Raw genomic sequence first — 16392 nt, forward strand, 5'->3', positions numbered from 1 at the left:
CACCGAGATCTCGTCGAACGGGTTCATCGACATCTTCACATTGGCAAGCTCGACACCCGTGCCATCCGGACGAACCCGGATCTTCACGTTGTAGTCGACAACCCGTTTGACTGGGACGAGTATCTTCATGGGTTTTCCCTATGCAAGCGTATAGGCGGTTTTGACCGAGGTGTAGAATTCCGCGGCATATCGGCCCTGTTCGCGCGGGCCGAAGGACGAGCCCTTGCGGCCGCCGAACGGCACGTGGAAATCGACACCGGCCGTCGGCAGATTGACCATGACCATGCCGGCTTCGGCATTGCGCTTGAAATGCGTCGCATGTTTCAAGCTGGTGGTGGCGATCCCGGAGGAGAGGCCGAAGCTGGTATCATTGGCGACGGCGAGCGCCTCGTCGTAATCCTTCACCCGGATGACGGCGGCGACCGGGCCGAAGATTTCCTCCCGCGCGATCCGCATCTGGTTCGTCGCTTCGGTGAAAAGTGCGGGTTCGAGATAGAAGCCGGGTGTCGCCCGTTCCAGCCTGTTGCCGCCGAAGGCGAGCCTTGCGCCTTCCTGTTGGCCGATATCGATATAGTCGGTGTCCTGCCTCAACTGGCCTTCGTCGACGACGGGACCGATATGCGTGCCGCTCTTCAGAGCATCGTCGACGACAAGCCCCTCAAGACGTCTGGTAAGTGCCGCCACGAAGCGGTCGTGAATGCCTTCCGTCACGATCAGCCGTGAGGATGCCGTGCAACGCTGGCCGGTGGAGAAGAATGACGAATTGGCGGCCGCCTCGACGGCGACCTCGAGATCGGCATCGTCAAGGATCACGAAGGGGTTCTTGCCGCCCATCTCCAGCTGGAACTTGCGATTATGCTCGATCGACGCGAGCGCGACACGTTTTCCTGTCGCTGCCGACCCGGTAAAGGTCAGGGCGTTGATATCGGGGCTGTCGAGCATCGTCTGGCCGACCACGCTGCCGCGTCCCATGACGAGATTGACGACACCGGCCGGCGCGCCCGCCCGATGAAGGATCTCGACCAGGGACCAGGCCGAGCCCGGCACGAGATCCGCGGGTTTCAGGACGACGGTATTGCCATAGGCAAGGGCCGGCGCGATCTTCCAGGCGGGGATGGCGATCGGAAAGTTCCAGGGCGTGATCACCCCGACGACGCCGACCGGTTCGCGGGTGATGTCGATGCCGACGCCGGGGCGAACCGAGGGCAGCGTTTCTCCCGACAGCCTGAGAACCTCGCCCGCAAAGAAATCGAAGATCTGGCCGGCGCGGGTGACTTCGCCGATTGCCTCGGGCAAGGTCTTGCCTTCCTCGCGGGCCAGCAGGCGTCCGAACTCCTCCTTGCGCGCCAATATCTCGTCGCCGGTCTTCTTCAGAACGGCATGGCGCACCAGGATCGGCGATTGGGACCATGCTGGCAAAGCAGACTTCGCGGCCGCGATGGCGGCCCTGACGTCATCGGCGCCGGCGCGGGAAAATTCGCCGACGACGTCTTGGGTGTTGGACGGGTTTATGTTCGTCGAAGCGTCGCCGGCAACCCATTCCCCGGCGATCAGGTTCTTGTGCAGCATGGAAATCCCTGAGTTCAGTGCAGTCCGAGATAGGCCTTGCGGACGTCTTGGTTGTCGAGAAGGGCGGCGCTCTCGCCGGAGAGATGAATGCGGCCGTTGACCATGACATAGGCCCGCTGGGAGAGCTTCAAGGCGTGATTGGCGTTTTGCTCGACGAGAAATATCGTTTTGCCCATTGCAGCGATTTCCCGCAAAACCTCGAAAACGCGCTTGACGATCAACGGCGCCAGGCCGAGCGAGGGTTCGTCGAACAGGATCAATTCGGGCCGCGCCATCATGGCGCGGGCGATGGCGAGCATCTGCTGTTCGCCGCCGGACATGGTGCCGGCGGTCTGGTTTCGACGCTCCTTGAGACGCGGAAAGAGTTCGAACATGGTGTTCCGGTCTTCTTCGAAATGGGCCATGCCGATCGGCGTCGTGCCCATCATCATATTCTCCTCGACGGACATCTCCTGGTAGATCTGCCGGCCTTCCGGAACGAGTGCGATGCCGCGCCGGGAAATCCTACTGGTCGGCATATGGGAGATATCTTCGCCACGATGCAGGATCTTGCCCGATGAGGCGCGCGGCGCGCCGAAAATGGAGGAAAGCAGCGTGGTCTTGCCGGCGCCGTTTGCGCCGATCAGGCTGACGATCTCCCCGGCGGAGATGTGGACGTTTACCGCCTTCAACGCTTCGACCGCGCCGTAATGGGCATGGACGCCGGCGAATTCGAGAAGCGGTACCTGCGTGTCGGACGACTGGTTCATGCTGATACCTCTTCTTCGCTGACCCCGAGATAAGCGGCGACGACGGCCGGATCATTGGCGACATGCTCAGGCGTGCCGTCGGAGATCACCTCGCCATGATCGAGCACGACGATGTGGTTCGAAATGCGCATGACGAGGCCCATGTCGTGTTCGATGACGAGAACCGTCTGATCGTGATCGGCACAGAGCCGCTGGATGACTTCCGCCAGATCCAGCGTTTCGGAGGGGTTCAAGCCCGCGGCCGGTTCGTCGAGGCATATGAGGCTCGGGCCTGTGCACATGGCGCGGGCGATTTCGACCCGGCGCTGCCGGCCGTAAGGCAGTTCGCCGGCCAGGCGGTTGGCATCGTCGGCAAGCTTCATCTGCCCGAGCCAGTAATAGGCCCGGTCGATGGCTTCTCCCTCGGCTCTACGAAACGCTCCGGTCCGAAAAACGCCGCTGAGAATGTTGTTACGGGTGGTGAGGTGCTGGGCGATCAGAAGGTTCTCGATGACCGACATTTCCTTGAACAGGCGGATGTTCTGGAACGTCCTGGCAATCCCGGCGCGTGTCACGAGGTGCGAGCCGCCGGTAACCGGTTTCGTCACCAACTGGCCGATATCGGTCGGGCCATCGCGTCCGTTCAGCATGATACGGCCTTCGCTGGCGCGATAGAAGCCGGTGATGCAGTTGAACATCGTCGTCTTGCCGGCGCCGTTGGGGCCGATCAGGGCGGTCACCGCGCCGCGTTCGACCGAGAAGCTGACGTCCCGGTTGGCGACGATGCCGCCGAACCGCATCGTGACATTCTGCACGTCGAGGATAGGTCCGTTCATCGTCCTGCCTCCGCCTTGCCCTCAAAGGCCAGTTCGGTGCCGATGCCTTCTTTCATCGAGCTCGGAAAGAAGGCCGGGCGCTTGATGCGGACCAGGCCGCGCGGTTTCCAGATCATCATCACCACCATCAGAATGCCGAAGACGAGAACGCGGTATTCGGCGAATTCGCGCAGAAGTTCCGGAAGAATGGTGAGAACGAGCGCTGCCGAGATGACGCCGGCCGTCGACCCAAGGCCACCGAGGACGACGATCGCCAGGATGAGGGCGGATTCGAAGAAGGTGAAGGATGTCGGGTTCACAAAACCCTGCTGCGCGGCAAAGAAGACGCCGGCGAGGCCGCCCGTGGAGGCGCCCAGCATGAAGGCCGTCAGCTTTGTGAAGACATGATTGACGCCGAGCGAACGACAGGCGATCTCGTCTTCGCGCAGCGCTTCCCACATGCGGCCGAGAGGGATGACGCGCAGCCGCTCTACGGCGTAGATGACGAAGCAGACGACAAGAAACAGCACGAAATAGAGAAACCAGAACCGGTAGTCCGCGCTGTAGGGGATGCCCAGATATTCATGAATGGGAACGCCGCCCTGTTTGGCGGTACGAGTGAATTCGAGGCCGAGGAAGGTCGGTGCCGGAACCGGAGCGCCGTTCGGCCCGCCGGTGAAATCAAGCCAGTTGTTCAGCACAAGACGAATGATCTCGCCGAATCCGAGCGTGACGATGGCAAGGTAGTCGCCATGCATCCTGAGAACGGGAAAGGCGAGGACCATGCCGAAGAGGCCGGCCAGGAATGGGGCGAGCACCAGAGCGCCCCAGAACCCGATGCCGAGATATTGCGATCCGAGCGCCAGGAGATAGGCGCCGACGGCGTAGAAGGCGACGTAGCCAAGATCGAGCAGGCCAGCAAGCCCGACGACGATGTTGAGCCCCAGGCCGAGCAGGCAATAGATCAGGGCGAGGATCGCGATACCCAGGAGGTATTTGTCGGCAAAAAACGGCAGGCTCAGCCCTGCGAGAAACAGCACGGCAAGGAGCAGCGCCGGCGACCTTTCCTTGCCGGTCATGACGGTCACGCCGGCACCGTTGCCTGCGATGCGCCGGGTGAGTTTTCGGCCGACGCTGCTCATCTGGAACAGCGAGAGTGCTAGGCGTCCTGCCGTGACGACGGCAGCCAGCAACACCGCGCGCATCAGTTCGTTGGTGAACGAAAATCCTTCGAGCACCAGTCCCGAGATCGGGCCGAACAGGATGAGGGAGACCGTAAAGGTGAGGAGCGCTTGCCTGACGAGCGCGCGAAGGCGGTTGGATTCCATGGTTTCTTGCTCCTCTCTCAGACTTTCTGGATTTCCGGCCGGCCAAGCAGGCCATACGGTCGGAAAAACAGGAGGGTGATGAGCAACGCAAAGGCGAAGACGTCCTTGTAGTCGGTGCTGACATAGCCTGCGAACAGAGCCTCGGTCAGGCCGAGGACGATACCGCCGAGCACGGCGCCGGGCAGTGAACCGATCCCGCCGAGCACTGCGGCCGTGAAGGCCTTGATGCCCATCACGAAGCCGATGAAAAAGTTGAAGGAGCCGTAATTGAAGGTGACGAGCGTGCCGCCGACGGCGGCCGTGGCCGCGCCCATGACAAAGACGGTCGAAATGATCCGGTCGGTGTTCACCCCCAGTATCGCGGAGATCCGGATATTCTGCTGGGTGGCACGGCATTCGCGGCCGATCCTGGTGTAGTTGATCACATAGGTCAGTATGCCCATGGCGATCAGCGACGCGAACAGGATCACCGTCTGCATATAGGTGATCTGTGCGAAGTGGACATCGCCACCGATGCGAAACGCACCCTGGATGAGTGTCGGCACGCCCTGGTCGCGTGCGCCCTGAGCGATCTGGACATAGCTCTGCAGCATCAAGGAGATGCCGATGGCCGATATCAGCGGAGCAAGCTTGGTCGAGCCGCGAAGCGGCCGATAGGCGACGCGTTCGATCACCCAGCCATAGACGGCCGTGATCGCGCAGCTGATCACCAGCACGGATATCAAGGCGAAGGGAACCGACTGAACGCCGAAATAGCCAAGCACGGCGAGTGTGATGGCGGCGATATAGGCCGATACCATATAGACGTCGCCATGGGCGAAGTTGATCATCCGGATGACGCCGTAGACCATGGTGTATCCGACCGCGATCAGACCGTAGATCGTCCCCAGCGTGATGCCATTGAACAATTGTTGAACCAGGATGTAAAAGTCCATGGTGAACCCCTCTTATGGTTTTCGGGGATGGATAAGCCGGCCGAACCTTGCGGTCCGGCCAACTCGGGCAAAATGCCTTACTTCACCAAGACAGGGGTTCCCTTGTCGTCGAAGTTGTAGAAGACGAACTTGAAGTCCTTGATGTCGCCCTTGGCGTCCCAGGTGATTTTGCCGATGGCAGAATCGACCGTGTTGTTGCGGAGATAGTCGGCCTGGGCCTTCAGCTCGTCGCCGGCCTTCAGCGCAGCGACGATGGCCTGCGCATTGGCGTAGCCATAGAGCACGTAGTTGGCCGGCGTGATGTTGGCTTTCTTCAGCGCATCCTGGACGCCCTGCGTGGAGGGATCGGCCAGCGGATCGGGCGTCGCCGAATAATAGACGTTCTTCAGATTCTCAGGCCCGCCGGCGGCTGCGACGAGTTCCGTCTGCGCGAAAGCATCGCCGCTGACGACGACTACGTCGACACCCTGTTCCTTCAGCTGGCGGATCAACGGACCGCCTTCGGGAATGAGACCGCCGAAATAAACGGCATTGGCGCCGGAGCTCTTGATCTTGGTGACGAGCGCGTTGAAGTCACGTTCGCCACGGGTCAGGCCTTCGTACATCACCGGCTTGATTCCGCGTGCTTCGATCGTCTTCTTGACGGCGTCCACCAGGCCCTGGCCATAGGTGTCCTTGTCGTGGATGAGCGCGATCTTGTCCCGCTTCAGCGTATCCAGAATGAAGCTGCCGGCGACGACGGCCTGCTGGTCATCACGGCCGCAGCCACGGAACAGATTGTCGAAACCGCGATCGGTGACGGTCGGATTGGTCGAGGACGGCGTCATTTCGAGGATGCCGGCATCATTGTAGATTTCCGAAGCGGGGATCGTGTTGGACGAGCAGAAATGCCCGATCACGGCCTGGACCTTGTCCTGATCGACGAAACGATTGGCGACGGCAACGGCCTGCTTCGGTTCGCAGGCGTCGTCACCCTTCACCAGTTCAATCTTCTTGCCATTGATGCCGCCCGACGCATTGACGTCGCTGACATAGGCGGACACGCCGCTGAACACCTGCTCGCCGAAGGTCGCATTGGCGCCGGTATAGGGGCCGGCGACGCCGATCTTGACCGTGTCGGCGGCCAAAGCGCTGGAAAACAGCAAGGCGGAGGCCACAGCGGTGGCGCTCAGAAGTTTCGAGATGGATTTCATGTGCTTTTCCCTCTGGTTGAAGCTCTCTGGTTTTTAGTGGTTCTCGACGCGGTTCAGTCCGCGTTCGTGCTTCGCGCTAATGGCGAAGCTATTATTTCTATTGGATAATTTATCTTTACCGACGTTGCGGAGAAGAGCGGATTTCGAGATTTTCGATCCTTTTCTTAATTGACACTTATATGATAAGTGACATATACGAAGATCGTCAAGCGGAAATGTTGCAGTGTCGTTTGCAACAGTGAAGAATGGCACGGCGCATGGCCGCGCGAGCGCGGCCTCCAACGTTAAGAAAGCGGGGAACAAGACGGTGAGCAGCACGCCACGAAACTGCCGGGTGGGCGTCGATATCGGCGGCACCTTTACGGATATCGCTCTCGACCTCGATGGGACGCTTCACTCGACGAAGATCCTGACGGATTATACGGCACCGGAGCGGGCGATCCTCAAGGGCGTGAAGGCCGTCGCCGACATGGCGGATATCGCTCTTTCAGAGATCGGCATCCTGATTCATGGCACGACGCTCGCCACCAATGCGCTCATCGAGCGGCGCGGCGCCAAAACCGCCTTCGTGACGACGGAAGGTTTTCGTGACGTGCTCGAGATGCGCACCGAGAACCGTTTCGAGCAGTATGATCTCAATATCTCCCTGCCGCCGGCGCTCATTGCCCGCGCCGACCGATTCGTCGTGCGTGAGCGTATCGATGCGCAGGGCAAGGTTCTGCTCGCTCTGGATGAGGCTTCGGTCGCAGCCGTCGTCGAGAAGGTCGCCGAAGGCGGCTATGAAAGCGTCGCGGTCGGCTTCATTCATGCCTATGCGAATGGCGCGCACGAAGTCGCCGTCCGCGATGCGATCCTGAAGCGCCTTCCCGGCATTTCCGTTTCGATCTCGTCGGAAGTTTCGCCGCAGATGCGCGAGTTCGAGCGCTTCAACACGGTTTGCGCCAATGCCTATGTCAAGCCGGCGATCAAATCCTATCTCGACCGTCTCGTCGTGTCGCTGAAGGATATCGGCGTCGGCTGCCCGGTCTTCATGATCCATTCCGGCGGCGGGATCGTCTCGGTCGAGAGCGCCTCCGAGTTTCCGGTGCGTCTGGTCGAATCCGGTCCGGCGGGCGGCGCGATCTTCGCGGCCGACATCGCCCGTCAATATGGTCTCGATACGGTTCTTTCCTTCGATATGGGCGGCACGACCGCCAAGATCTGCCTGATCGAAAACCAGGTGCCGAAGACGGCCAAGACGTTCGAAGTCGCGCGCACCTATCGATTCCGCAAGGGCTCCGGCATGCCGATTTCCATCCCCGTCGTCGAGATGGTCGAAATCGGCGCGGGCGGCGGTTCGATCGCTTCGGTCGACGCAATGCGCCAGATCCGCGTCGGGCCGCACTCGGCGGCCTCGGAGCCCGGCCCGGCCTGTTATCAGCGCGGCGGCAAGAACCCCACCGTCACCGATGCGGACCTGATCCTCGGCAAGCTCGATCCCGCCAATTTCGCGGGCGGCGCGATCCCGCTTTCCGTCGAGGCGAGCCGCCGGGCGATGAGCGACGATATCGGCTCGGTCATCGGCCTCGACCCGGAAGCATCAGCTTACGGCACGTGCGAAATGGTCGACGAAAACATGGCCAATGCCGGCCGCGTCCACACCGTCGAGAACGGCAAGAACATTTCCGATTTCACCATGATCACCTTCGGCGGCGCCGGACCGCTGCATGCCGCGCGCCTCTGTGAAAAAATGGGCATCTCGACCTTCCTCGTTCCGCCGGGCGCCGGCGTTGGTTCGGCGATCGGATTCCTCAAGGCGCCGTTCGGCTATGAGTCCGTCCGCAGCGCCGTCTTCAACCTGTCGAATTTCGAATATTCCGAGGCCAACCGGCTCCTCCAAGCCATGAAGGCTGAGGCGTTGGGCTTCGTCGAAGGCGGGCTCGACGCGGGCTCCCCGGTGATCGAACGCACGCTGTTCATGCGTTATGCCGGGCAGGGCTGGGACATCCCGGTCCCGCTTGCCGATGACAATTTCGACGCCGCGAGTGCTGAGACGATCGCGGCCTCGTTCGAAAAGGAATATGAGCGTTTCTTCGGCCGCGCCATCGAGGGTCTCGATATCGAGATCGTCAGCTGGTCGGTCAAGGCGAGTTCGCCGCTGCCGCCGGTGGAGCGCGTATCCTCCATCGCCGAAGGCAACATCGTGCAGCCGGGCAAGGCCCGCCGCCTGTTCGAGGCTGCGCAGGGCGCCTATCTCGAAGCGGGCATTCACGAGCGTACCGGCCTGACGCCCGGCGACGTGGTCAAGGGCCCCGCCGTCATCGTCGAGCGCGAGACCTCGACGGTTCTCACCGCCTCTTTCAAGGCCGTCGTTCAGCGCGATGGCTGCCTTCTCGTAACCCGGATCTGAGGATAGTCACATGAACCAATCCATGATCGATATCCATATGCAGGTCATGTGGAACCGGCTGATCTCCGTCGTCGAGGAGCAGGCGCAGACGCTGATCCGCACGGCCTTCTCCACCTCCGTACGCGAGGCGGGCGATCTGTCGGCCGGCGTCTTCGACCTGGAAGGCCGCATGCTGGCGCAGGCGGTTACCGGCACGCCCGGCCACGTCAACGCCATGGCGGAATCCGTCGCGCATTTCATTGCTGATATCGGGCCGGACAATATCTTCGAAGGCGACGTCTATATCACCAACGATCCATGGAAGGGAACGGGCCATCTGCACGACATCACCGTCGTCACGCCCTCCTTCCATCACGGCAAGCTGGTCGGTTATTTTGCCTCGACCGCGCATGTCGTCGATGTCGGCGGTCGCGGTTTCGGCCCGGATGCCCGCGAAGTCTATGAAGAGGGCATCTTCATCCCGATCATGAAATTCTTCGAGCGCGGCGAGCTGAACCGGACGCTGATCCATATTGTGCGCAACAATGTTCGCGAAAACGATAAGGTCGTCGGCGACTTCTATGCGCTCGCCGCCTGCAATGAAACGGGCCATCGCCGGCTCGTCGACATGCTGACGGAATTCAATCTTCCTGATTTGTCGACGATCGGCGGCTTCATCCTCAAGCACAGCCGCGAGGCAACGCTGGAGCGGCTGAAGAATCTTCCGCACGGCTCCTGGAATTATAGCCTCGATCTCGACGGCTATGATGAGCCGGTGCATCTCGCCGCAAAACTTACCATCGGTCCCGAGGGAGTCGTGGTCGATTTCGATGGCACCTCCGGCATGAGCAAGTTCGGCATCAATGTGCCGCTCGTCTACGCCAAGGCCTATGCCTGCTACGGCATCAAATGCGTCGTGGCGCCGGAAATTCCCAACAACGCGGCCTCCCTCGCACCCTTCGACGTCGTGGCGCCGGAAGGCTGCATCCTCAATGCCAAGCGGCCGGCGCCGGTCGCCGTCCGCCACGTTCTCGGCCATTTCGTGCCGGATCTCGTGCTCGGCGCGCTGCATCAGGCGCTTCCGGGCCAGGTTCCTGCGGAGGGTGCCAGCGCACTCTGGAACCTGCATATGAGCGTGCGCCCCGTCTCCGATCAGATCGGCGGCAAGGGTGCGGAAATCCTGATGTTCAATTCCGGCGGCTCCGGCGCGCGTGCCGCTCTCGATGGCTTGAACGCCACCGCCTTTCCGAGCGGCGTGCACACGATGCCGATCGAGGCGACGGAAAATGTCGGCCCCGTCATCATCTGGCGCAAGGAGTTGCGCGAGGGGTCAGGGGGTGCCGGCGCGCAACGCGGCGGTCTCGGCCAGATGATCGAGATCGAAGCGGCCGAAGGTTTCAGCTTCCGCTTCTCCGCCATGTTCGACAGGCTCGGCCACCCCGCACGCGGCCGCGAAGGCGGACAGAGCGGCACGGCCGGCGCCGTTGCGCTCGACGACGGTACGGTTCTCAAGGGCAAGGGGCTGCAATTCGTGCCGGAAGGCCGGCGCCTCGTTCTGTCGCTTCCGGGCGGCGGCGGTTACGGCGATCCGGCAAATCGCCCGACTGACGCGATCGAACACGACCTGAGGCATGGATACATCACCGAAGAACAGGCTGAAGCCTACGGCAGGGGCCGGACCCAGGGAGGCAAGGCATGAATATGATTGCATTCGAAAGCACGCGCGTCGCGACGATCAAATCCTCGCCGTCCATGGCGGTGTCGATCGCCGCCAAGGCGATGCGGGCCAAGGGAGAGCATGTCGTCGACCTCTCGCTCGGCGAGCCCGATTTCGATACGCCCGATCATATCGTCCAGGCGGCGATCGAGGCGATGCGCAAGGGGCTTACCCGCTATACCGCGCCGGACGGACTGGTGGAACTGCGCGAAGCGATCGTCGCCAAGTTCAAACGCGAGAACGGCCTCGACTACGCCATGGATGAGATTTCCATCGGCAACGGCGCCAAGCAGATACTCTTCAATGCGTTCCTGGCAACGCTGGAGCCCGGCGACGAGGTGGTCGTGCCGGCGCCTTACTGGGTCTCCTATACCGACATCGTCATCCTGCATGGCGGCATTCCCAAAACCGTGCCCTGCGGTGTCGAGGATGCCTTCAAGATCACAGCCGAGCGGCTGGAAGCAGCCATCACGCCGAAGACGCGGTGGTTCCTGTTCAACTCTCCCTCCAATCCGACAGGGGCGATCTATACGGCGGACGAACTGAAGGCGCTTGGCGCGGTGCTGGCGCGCCACCCCCATGTGGCGATCATGTCGGATGAGATCTACGAGCATATCGTCTGCGGCGAGGTGCCCTTCACGTCCTTCGTCGTCGCTTGCCCGGAGCTGAAGGACCGCACGCTCATCATCAACGGCGTATCCAAGGCCTACGCCATGACGGGATGGCGCCTCGGTTATGCGGCCGGCCCGCGGGAACTGACCAGGGTCCTCAACAAGCTTCAGTCCCAGAGCACGACCTGCCCGTCCTCCATCACCCAGTTTGCCGCCGCCGCCGCGCTCAACGGTCCCCAGGACTTCGTGACGACAGCGGTTGCCGAATACAAGGCGCGCGGCGAACTCGTCGCAAGGGGCTTCAGCGCGATACCGGGTCTTGAGGTGCGGGCACCGGAAGGGGCCTTCTACCTCTTTCCGAAATGCGCCCACTATATCGGCAAGACGGCGCCCGACGGCGCCAGGATTTCCAACGACACCGAATTGGCCTCCTATCTCCTCAGGGAAGGCAAGGTCGCAACCGTTCCGGGTGCCGCTTTCGGTGTCGAACCCTATATTCGCCTTTCCTTCGCGACATCGCGCGACAATCTTGCCATTGCCATCGAGCGCACCGCCGATGCACTGGCTAAACTTCGCTAAAGGGAAAATTCGATGACCGATTATCAGCGCACGCTTCTGACCGGCGCGGCCGGCGCTCTGGGAACCCAGTTGCGCGAATCCGGAACAAGGCTCGGCAAGATCGTCAGGCTGTCCGCACGCAAGCCCTGCGACAACCTCGCGCCGCACGAGGAAGATTTCCCGGCGGACCTTTCCGACTTCGACGCCGTTTCCAAAGCCGTGGAGGGTTGCGACGCCATCATTCATATGGGCGGTCAGGGGCTGGAAGCTCCCTGGAACACCATCCTCAACGCCAACATCGTCGGCAGCTACAACATCTATGAGGCGGCGCGCCAGCATGGCGTCAAGCGCATCGTCTATGCCAGCTCCGTTCACGCCATCGGGTTTTACGAGCGCACCGAGACGATCGACGGCAACGTACCGACCCGCCCCGACAGTCTCTACGGCGTGTCGAAGACCTTCGTCGAAAACCTCGGCCGTTACTATTTCGACAAGTTCGGGATCGAGACCGTGAGCCTGCGCATCGGCTCGTCTTTCCCGGAGCCGACGGACCGGCGCCATCTCATCACCTGGCTTTCCTATCGCGATTGCCGCCAGCTCGTCGAAAAGAGCCTGTCGGCCGAACGCGTCGGCTTCATGGTCGCCTATGGCATGTCCGACAACAGCCAGGCCTTCTGGGACAACCGCACGGCGGCGTCGCTTGGATACAAGCCGGAAGACAGCGCCGACGATTACGCGGACAAGGTCTTTGCGAAGACGAAACAAGGCGATCCCAACGATCCGGCGGTGCGCTTCCAGGGCGGCAGCTTTGCGGCTGCCGGCCATTATGAAGACGAGAAGAAGTGAGACGCACCGATGCAAGCTTCCAAGTCGTCCTATGACGTGGTGATCGTCGGCGGTGCAGTGGTTGGCAGTTCGACGGCATATTTTCTGGCGACCAACCCCGATTTCAACGGATCGGTCCTGGTGATCGAGAAGGACTGGACCTATCAGCGGTCGGCCACCGCGCTCTCTTCCAGCTCCATCCGTCACCAGTTCTCGAATGCGATCAATGTCAAAGTCTCGCAGTTCGGGACGGAGTTCATCCGCAACTTCAAGGAAAACGTCGCCATCGACGACGACACGCCGGAGATCGGTTTTCATGAGGCCGGGTATTTGTTCCTCGCCGAGGACGAACGCGGCGATCAGGTTCTCCGGCGCAATCACGAGACCCAGATCTCCTGCGGGGCTGATGTGACGCTGCTCGATCCTGGCGGCCTCGGCCGGCGGTTTCCCTGGCTGAACCTGGAAGGGCTGACGCTCGGCAGCACCGGCGAACGGGGTGAGGGCTGGTTTGACAGCGTCGGCCTGCTGCAGGGCTTCCGCAAGAAAGCGCGCTCTTTGGGCGTCGAATATATCGAAGACGAAGTCGTTGCCGTCAACAGAGAGGGAGACCGCATGGTTTCCGTGTCGACGAAGAGCGGCCAGACGATCGCTTGCGGCACGATGGTCAACACATCGGGCACCAACGGTAAAAAGGTCGCCCGCATGGCCGGGCTCGACGTTCCCGTCGAGCCACGCCGACGCTCGCTGTTCGTCGTCGATTGCCGCACACCGCTCGAAGGAAAGGTCGGCCTGACGATCGACCCCACCGGCGTTTTCTTCCGGCCCGAGGGCAAATTCTATCTGATGGGTACCTATCCCAAGCACGATCCGGAGGTCGATCCCAACGATTTCGACGTCATGCACGACGAATTCGATGAGGAAATCTGGCCGATCATGGCGAACCGGGTTCCGGCCTTTGAAGCGATCAAGGTCGTCAATTCCTGGGCTGGCCACTACGACTATTGCACCCTCGATCACAATGTCGTCCTCGGACCGCATACTGAGGTCAGCAATTTCCTCTTCGCAAACGGCTTTTCGGGGCACGGTCTCCAGCAATCGCCGGCGATGGGACGGGGTCTCTCGGAACTGATTGCCTATGGCGGCTTCAAGACGCTCGATCTTTCGCCATTCGGCTACGAACGAGTGACGGCAAACCGGCCCTTCCTCGAAGACGCCGTCATTTAACGCACAAGGAGAGGGGCTCCCGATGAGAAATGAGACATTGAAGCGCAGCGGCGGCCAGGTGCTCGTCGATGCCTTGCGCATCCACGGTGTCGAGCGCGTGTTCGGCGTGCCGGGCGAAAGTTATCTTGCCGCCCTCGACGCCTTTCACGACATGGAAGATGCCATTGAATTCATCGTCTGCCGGCAGGAAGGCGGGGCTGCCTATATGGCGGAAGCCTACGGCAAGATGACCGGCAAACCCGGCATCTGCTTCGTGACCCGCGGGCCGGGCGCGACCAACGCTTCCGTCGGTGTGCATACGGCTTTCCAGGATTCGACACCGATGATCCTGTTCATCGGCCAGGTGGCGCGCGACCAGATGGAGCGCGAAGCGTTCCAGGAGATCGATTATCGCCGCATGTTCGGCCAGATGGCGAAGTGGGTCGTCGAGATCGAGGATGCCGCCCGCATTCCCGAACTCATCAGTCAGGCATTCCACAGAGCCGTCAACGGTCGGCCCGGGCCGGTGGTCGTCGCTCTTCCGGAAGACATGCTGACCGATATGGTCGATGTCGCCGACACCCCGACTTACAAGAAGGTCGAGGCCTTTGCCGGCGAACCGCAATTCGAAGAATTGCTCGGCCTTCTCTCCGAGGCGAAGCGCCCGATGGTCGTCGTTGGCGGCGGCGGCTGGACGCAGCAGGCTGTTGTCGACCTGAAGGCGTTCTCGGAAGCCTTCAGCCTGCCGATCGCCGCGTCCTTTCGCTGCCAGGATCTGTTCGACAATAGGCATGAGAATTATGCCGGCGATCTTGGCCTTGCCGCAGGGCCGAAGCTGATCCGCCATGTGAAGGATTGCGACCTGCTGATCTCCATCGGTGCCCGTCTCGGGGAGATGACGACGGGCGCCTACACGCTGATCGACATTCCAGTGCCGAAGCAGTTGCTCGTTCATATCCATCCGGGCGCGGAAGAATTGGGGCGCGTTTATCACGCGCGATTGCCGATCAATGCCAGCGTTGCGGGTTTCCTGTCGCAGGCGGCAAAGTTGAATCCATCATCTGCGCCGGTGTGGAAGGACTGGACCAGAACGGCTCATGCCGACTACCTCGAAAACCTCGCGCATCCCGAGGTGCCGGGTCCCGTGCAGATGGGCGACATCATGGAATGGCTGCGCGGCCATCTCAAGCCCGACGCCATCCTGACCACCGGCGCCGGCAACTATTCCGCCTGGGCGCATCGCTTCTATCAGTACCGCACCTTCCGCACCCAGCTCGGACCGACGAACGGTTCCATGGGCTACGGCGTACCGGCGGCGATCGCCGCCAAGATCACCGATCCCGCGCGCACGGTGGTTGCCTTTGCCGGCGACGGATGTTTCCTGATGAACGGTCAGGAACTTGCAACCGCCATGCAGTATGACGCTCGGGTGATCTTTCTCGTCATCAACAACGGCATGTATGGCACGATCCGCATGCATCAGGAGCGCAGCTATCCCGGCCGTGTCTCCGGCACCGGCCTGACGAACCCGGATTTTGCAGCGCTGGCGCGGTCCTATGGCCTCCACGGCGAGACCGTGGAAAAGACCGAGCACTTCGCCGGCGCCTTCGAACGCTGCGAAGCGTCAGGCAAGCCGGGTCTCATCGAAATCCGGATCGACCCGGAAGCGCTGACGCCGAAAATGACCCTGACGCAAATTCGCGATCAGGCGATCGCCCAGGGAAAGTGATTGCTGGGAAAGTGATCGCAGGAAAACGCACCGCCTGAAAAGCAGGCGGTGCCCATCAATCCTCTGTTTCGCTGCTCGCCGGCTCATTGAGCATCGTGCGGTAGCGATGGAGGCTTTCCTCCAGATGGATGATCAGCGCGGCCTTGGCAGCCTTGGCATCGCCTTGGGTGATCGCGGCCAGAATAGCGGCGTGTTCCTTGTTGATCTTCTTCAGGTAGGTGCTGTAGCCGCGCGCCGATTGGCGATGTTTGAGCACGAGTTCGAAATTGATGCTCTCTATCACCGCTTCCAGAAAACTCGGGAAGTGGGGATTGCGGGTGGCGCGGGCGATCGCAAGATGAAACTCGAAGTCAGCGCGGGCCTCGACCTCGGCATCGTCCGTCACCAGGTTTTCAAGGTTGTCATAGGCGCGGGCAATTTCTGCCAGCGCCTCCGGCGTGCGCCTCGACGCTGCAAGGGCAACGGATTGGATCTCGACGCCGAGTCGCAACTCCAGGATCTGCATCGCCGAGCGAATGTCCTCGATGCGGCTGATCTCGAAATTGAGGGTCTTTGCGTCCTTCTCGCTGACATAGACCCCGGCACCCTGTCGCGCCGTCACCCGTCCGCCCACCTTGAGGGAGGTGAGCGCCTCGCGAATGACGGTTCGGGAAACGCCGAACTCTTCGCACAGCTGCGCACTTGACGGAATTTTCTCGCCGGGGGCATAAAGACCGGAATCGATCCGTTCCATCAGCTTCGCAACGACGATTTCCGCGAGATTGCCTCGTTGCGTGATGATTGACACAGGGTTGCTCCGATTTTCACGATCAG

The 16392-nt window shown here is 61.4% G+C and carries 13 protein-coding genes and 1 pseudogene; 6 read left to right on the top strand and 8 right to left on the bottom strand.

Going from position 1 to position 16392, the window contains the following annotated elements:
- The 7 genes and pseudogenes from ACMUVN_RS32790 to ACMUVN_RS32820 all read right to left on the bottom strand — a co-directional run.
- A pseudogene (locus ACMUVN_RS32790) lies at positions 1-129 on the bottom strand (electron transfer flavoprotein subunit beta/FixA family protein); the annotation flags it as partial.
- Positions 130-138: 9 nt separating this feature from the next.
- Positions 139-1569, bottom strand: a complete 1431-nt coding sequence (locus ACMUVN_RS32795) for an aldehyde dehydrogenase family protein (protein WP_183906060.1) — start codon at positions 1567-1569, stop codon at positions 139-141.
- A 14-nt stretch (positions 1570-1583) separates the two neighbouring features.
- The gene (locus ACMUVN_RS32800) at positions 1584-2318 is read right to left on the bottom strand and encodes an ABC transporter ATP-binding protein (protein ID WP_183906059.1); all 735 of its coding nucleotides are present in this window, start codon (positions 2316-2318) and stop codon (positions 1584-1586) included.
- On the bottom strand, positions 2315-3133 hold the full coding sequence (locus tag ACMUVN_RS32805) for an ABC transporter ATP-binding protein (protein WP_183906058.1): 819 nt from the start codon (positions 3131-3133) through the stop codon (positions 2315-2317). Before ACMUVN_RS32805 ends, ACMUVN_RS32800 begins: the two co-directional genes overlap by 4 nt.
- Positions 3130-4440: a high-affinity branched-chain amino acid ABC transporter permease LivM gene (livM, locus tag ACMUVN_RS32810; RefSeq protein ID WP_183906057.1), complete on the bottom strand. Its 1311-nt coding sequence runs from the start codon at positions 4438-4440 to the stop codon at positions 3130-3132. The genes ACMUVN_RS32805 and livM overlap by 4 nt, the downstream gene beginning before the upstream one ends.
- A 17-nt stretch (positions 4441-4457) precedes the next feature.
- Positions 4458-5375: an ABC transporter permease subunit gene (locus ACMUVN_RS32815; RefSeq protein ID WP_028755661.1), complete on the bottom strand. Its 918-nt coding sequence runs from the start codon at positions 5373-5375 to the stop codon at positions 4458-4460.
- Between the two features lie 77 nt (positions 5376-5452).
- The gene (locus ACMUVN_RS32820; RefSeq protein WP_029868369.1) at positions 5453-6568 is read right to left on the bottom strand and encodes an ABC transporter substrate-binding protein; all 1116 of its coding nucleotides are present in this window, start codon (positions 6566-6568) and stop codon (positions 5453-5455) included.
- 307 nt (positions 6569-6875) lie between these two features.
- Here ACMUVN_RS32820 and ACMUVN_RS32825 point away from each other — a divergent pair, with 307 nt between their 5' ends.
- From ACMUVN_RS32825 to ACMUVN_RS32850, 6 genes are read left to right on the top strand one after another with little or no spacing between them, the layout of a single operon-like run.
- On the top strand, positions 6876-8957 hold the full coding sequence (locus ACMUVN_RS32825) for a hydantoinase/oxoprolinase family protein (RefSeq protein WP_183906056.1): 2082 nt from the start codon (positions 6876-6878) through the stop codon (positions 8955-8957).
- 10 nt (positions 8958-8967) lie between these two features.
- Entirely contained in the window at positions 8968-10635 is a 1668-nt protein-coding gene (locus tag ACMUVN_RS32830; protein WP_132575032.1) for a hydantoinase B/oxoprolinase family protein, read from the top strand.
- Positions 10632-11843 carry a pyridoxal phosphate-dependent aminotransferase gene (locus ACMUVN_RS32835; RefSeq protein ID WP_179869575.1) on the top strand — a complete coding sequence of 404 codons (1212 nt, stop codon included), beginning with the start codon at positions 10632-10634 and terminating at the stop codon, positions 11841-11843. Before ACMUVN_RS32830 ends, ACMUVN_RS32835 begins: the two co-directional genes overlap by 4 nt.
- Positions 11844-11855: 12 nt before the next feature.
- On the top strand, positions 11856-12668 hold the full coding sequence (locus ACMUVN_RS32840; RefSeq protein ID WP_047618800.1) for an NAD-dependent epimerase/dehydratase family protein: 813 nt from the start codon (positions 11856-11858) through the stop codon (positions 12666-12668).
- Between the two features lie 9 nt (positions 12669-12677).
- Positions 12678-13871, top strand: a complete 1194-nt coding sequence (locus ACMUVN_RS32845) for an NAD(P)/FAD-dependent oxidoreductase (RefSeq protein WP_097631696.1) — start codon at positions 12678-12680, stop codon at positions 13869-13871.
- 22 nt (positions 13872-13893) lie between these two features.
- Positions 13894-15579, top strand: a complete 1686-nt coding sequence (locus ACMUVN_RS32850) for a thiamine pyrophosphate-binding protein (RefSeq protein WP_097631695.1) — start codon at positions 13894-13896, stop codon at positions 15577-15579.
- A 55-nt stretch (positions 15580-15634) separates the two neighbouring features.
- On the opposite strand, the gene ACMUVN_RS32855 is transcribed toward ACMUVN_RS32850, so the two are convergent.
- A complete protein-coding gene (locus ACMUVN_RS32855; RefSeq protein WP_097631694.1) occupies positions 15635-16366 on the bottom strand; it encodes a FadR/GntR family transcriptional regulator in 732 nt (243 codons plus the stop codon).
- Between the last annotated feature and the right edge of the window lie 26 nt (positions 16367-16392).

This window comes from Rhizobium sp. IY2, assembly GCF_047532935.1.
Lineage (GTDB): Bacteria > Pseudomonadota > Alphaproteobacteria > Rhizobiales > Rhizobiaceae > Rhizobium > Rhizobium anhuiense.

Excerpts from the sequence above, each read along its gene's own strand:
- ACMUVN_RS32795 (WP_183906060.1), bottom strand. The coding sequence starts at position 1,569 with ATGCTGCACAAGAACCTGATCGCCGGGGAATGGGTTGCCGGCGACGCT.
- ACMUVN_RS32800 (WP_183906059.1), bottom strand. The coding sequence starts at position 2,318 with ATGAACCAGTCGTCCGACACGCAGGTACCGCTTCTCGAATTCGCCGGC.
- ACMUVN_RS32805 (WP_183906058.1), bottom strand. The coding sequence starts at position 3,133 with ATGAACGGACCTATCCTCGACGTGCAGAATGTCACGATGCGGTTCGGC.
- livM (WP_183906057.1), bottom strand. The coding sequence starts at position 4,440 with ATGGAATCCAACCGCCTTCGCGCGCTCGTCAGGCAAGCGCTCCTCACC.
- ACMUVN_RS32815 (WP_028755661.1), bottom strand. The coding sequence starts at position 5,375 with ATGGACTTTTACATCCTGGTTCAACAATTGTTCAATGGCATCACGCTG.
- ACMUVN_RS32820 (WP_029868369.1), bottom strand. The coding sequence starts at position 6,568 with ATGAAATCCATCTCGAAACTTCTGAGCGCCACCGCTGTGGCCTCCGCC.
- ACMUVN_RS32830 (WP_132575032.1), top strand. The coding sequence starts at position 8,968 with ATGAACCAATCCATGATCGATATCCATATGCAGGTCATGTGGAACCGG.
- ACMUVN_RS32835 (WP_179869575.1), top strand. The coding sequence starts at position 10,632 with ATGAATATGATTGCATTCGAAAGCACGCGCGTCGCGACGATCAAATCC.
- ACMUVN_RS32840 (WP_047618800.1), top strand. The coding sequence starts at position 11,856 with ATGACCGATTATCAGCGCACGCTTCTGACCGGCGCGGCCGGCGCTCTG.
- ACMUVN_RS32845 (WP_097631696.1), top strand. The coding sequence starts at position 12,678 with ATGCAAGCTTCCAAGTCGTCCTATGACGTGGTGATCGTCGGCGGTGCA.
- ACMUVN_RS32850 (WP_097631695.1), top strand. The coding sequence starts at position 13,894 with ATGAGAAATGAGACATTGAAGCGCAGCGGCGGCCAGGTGCTCGTCGAT.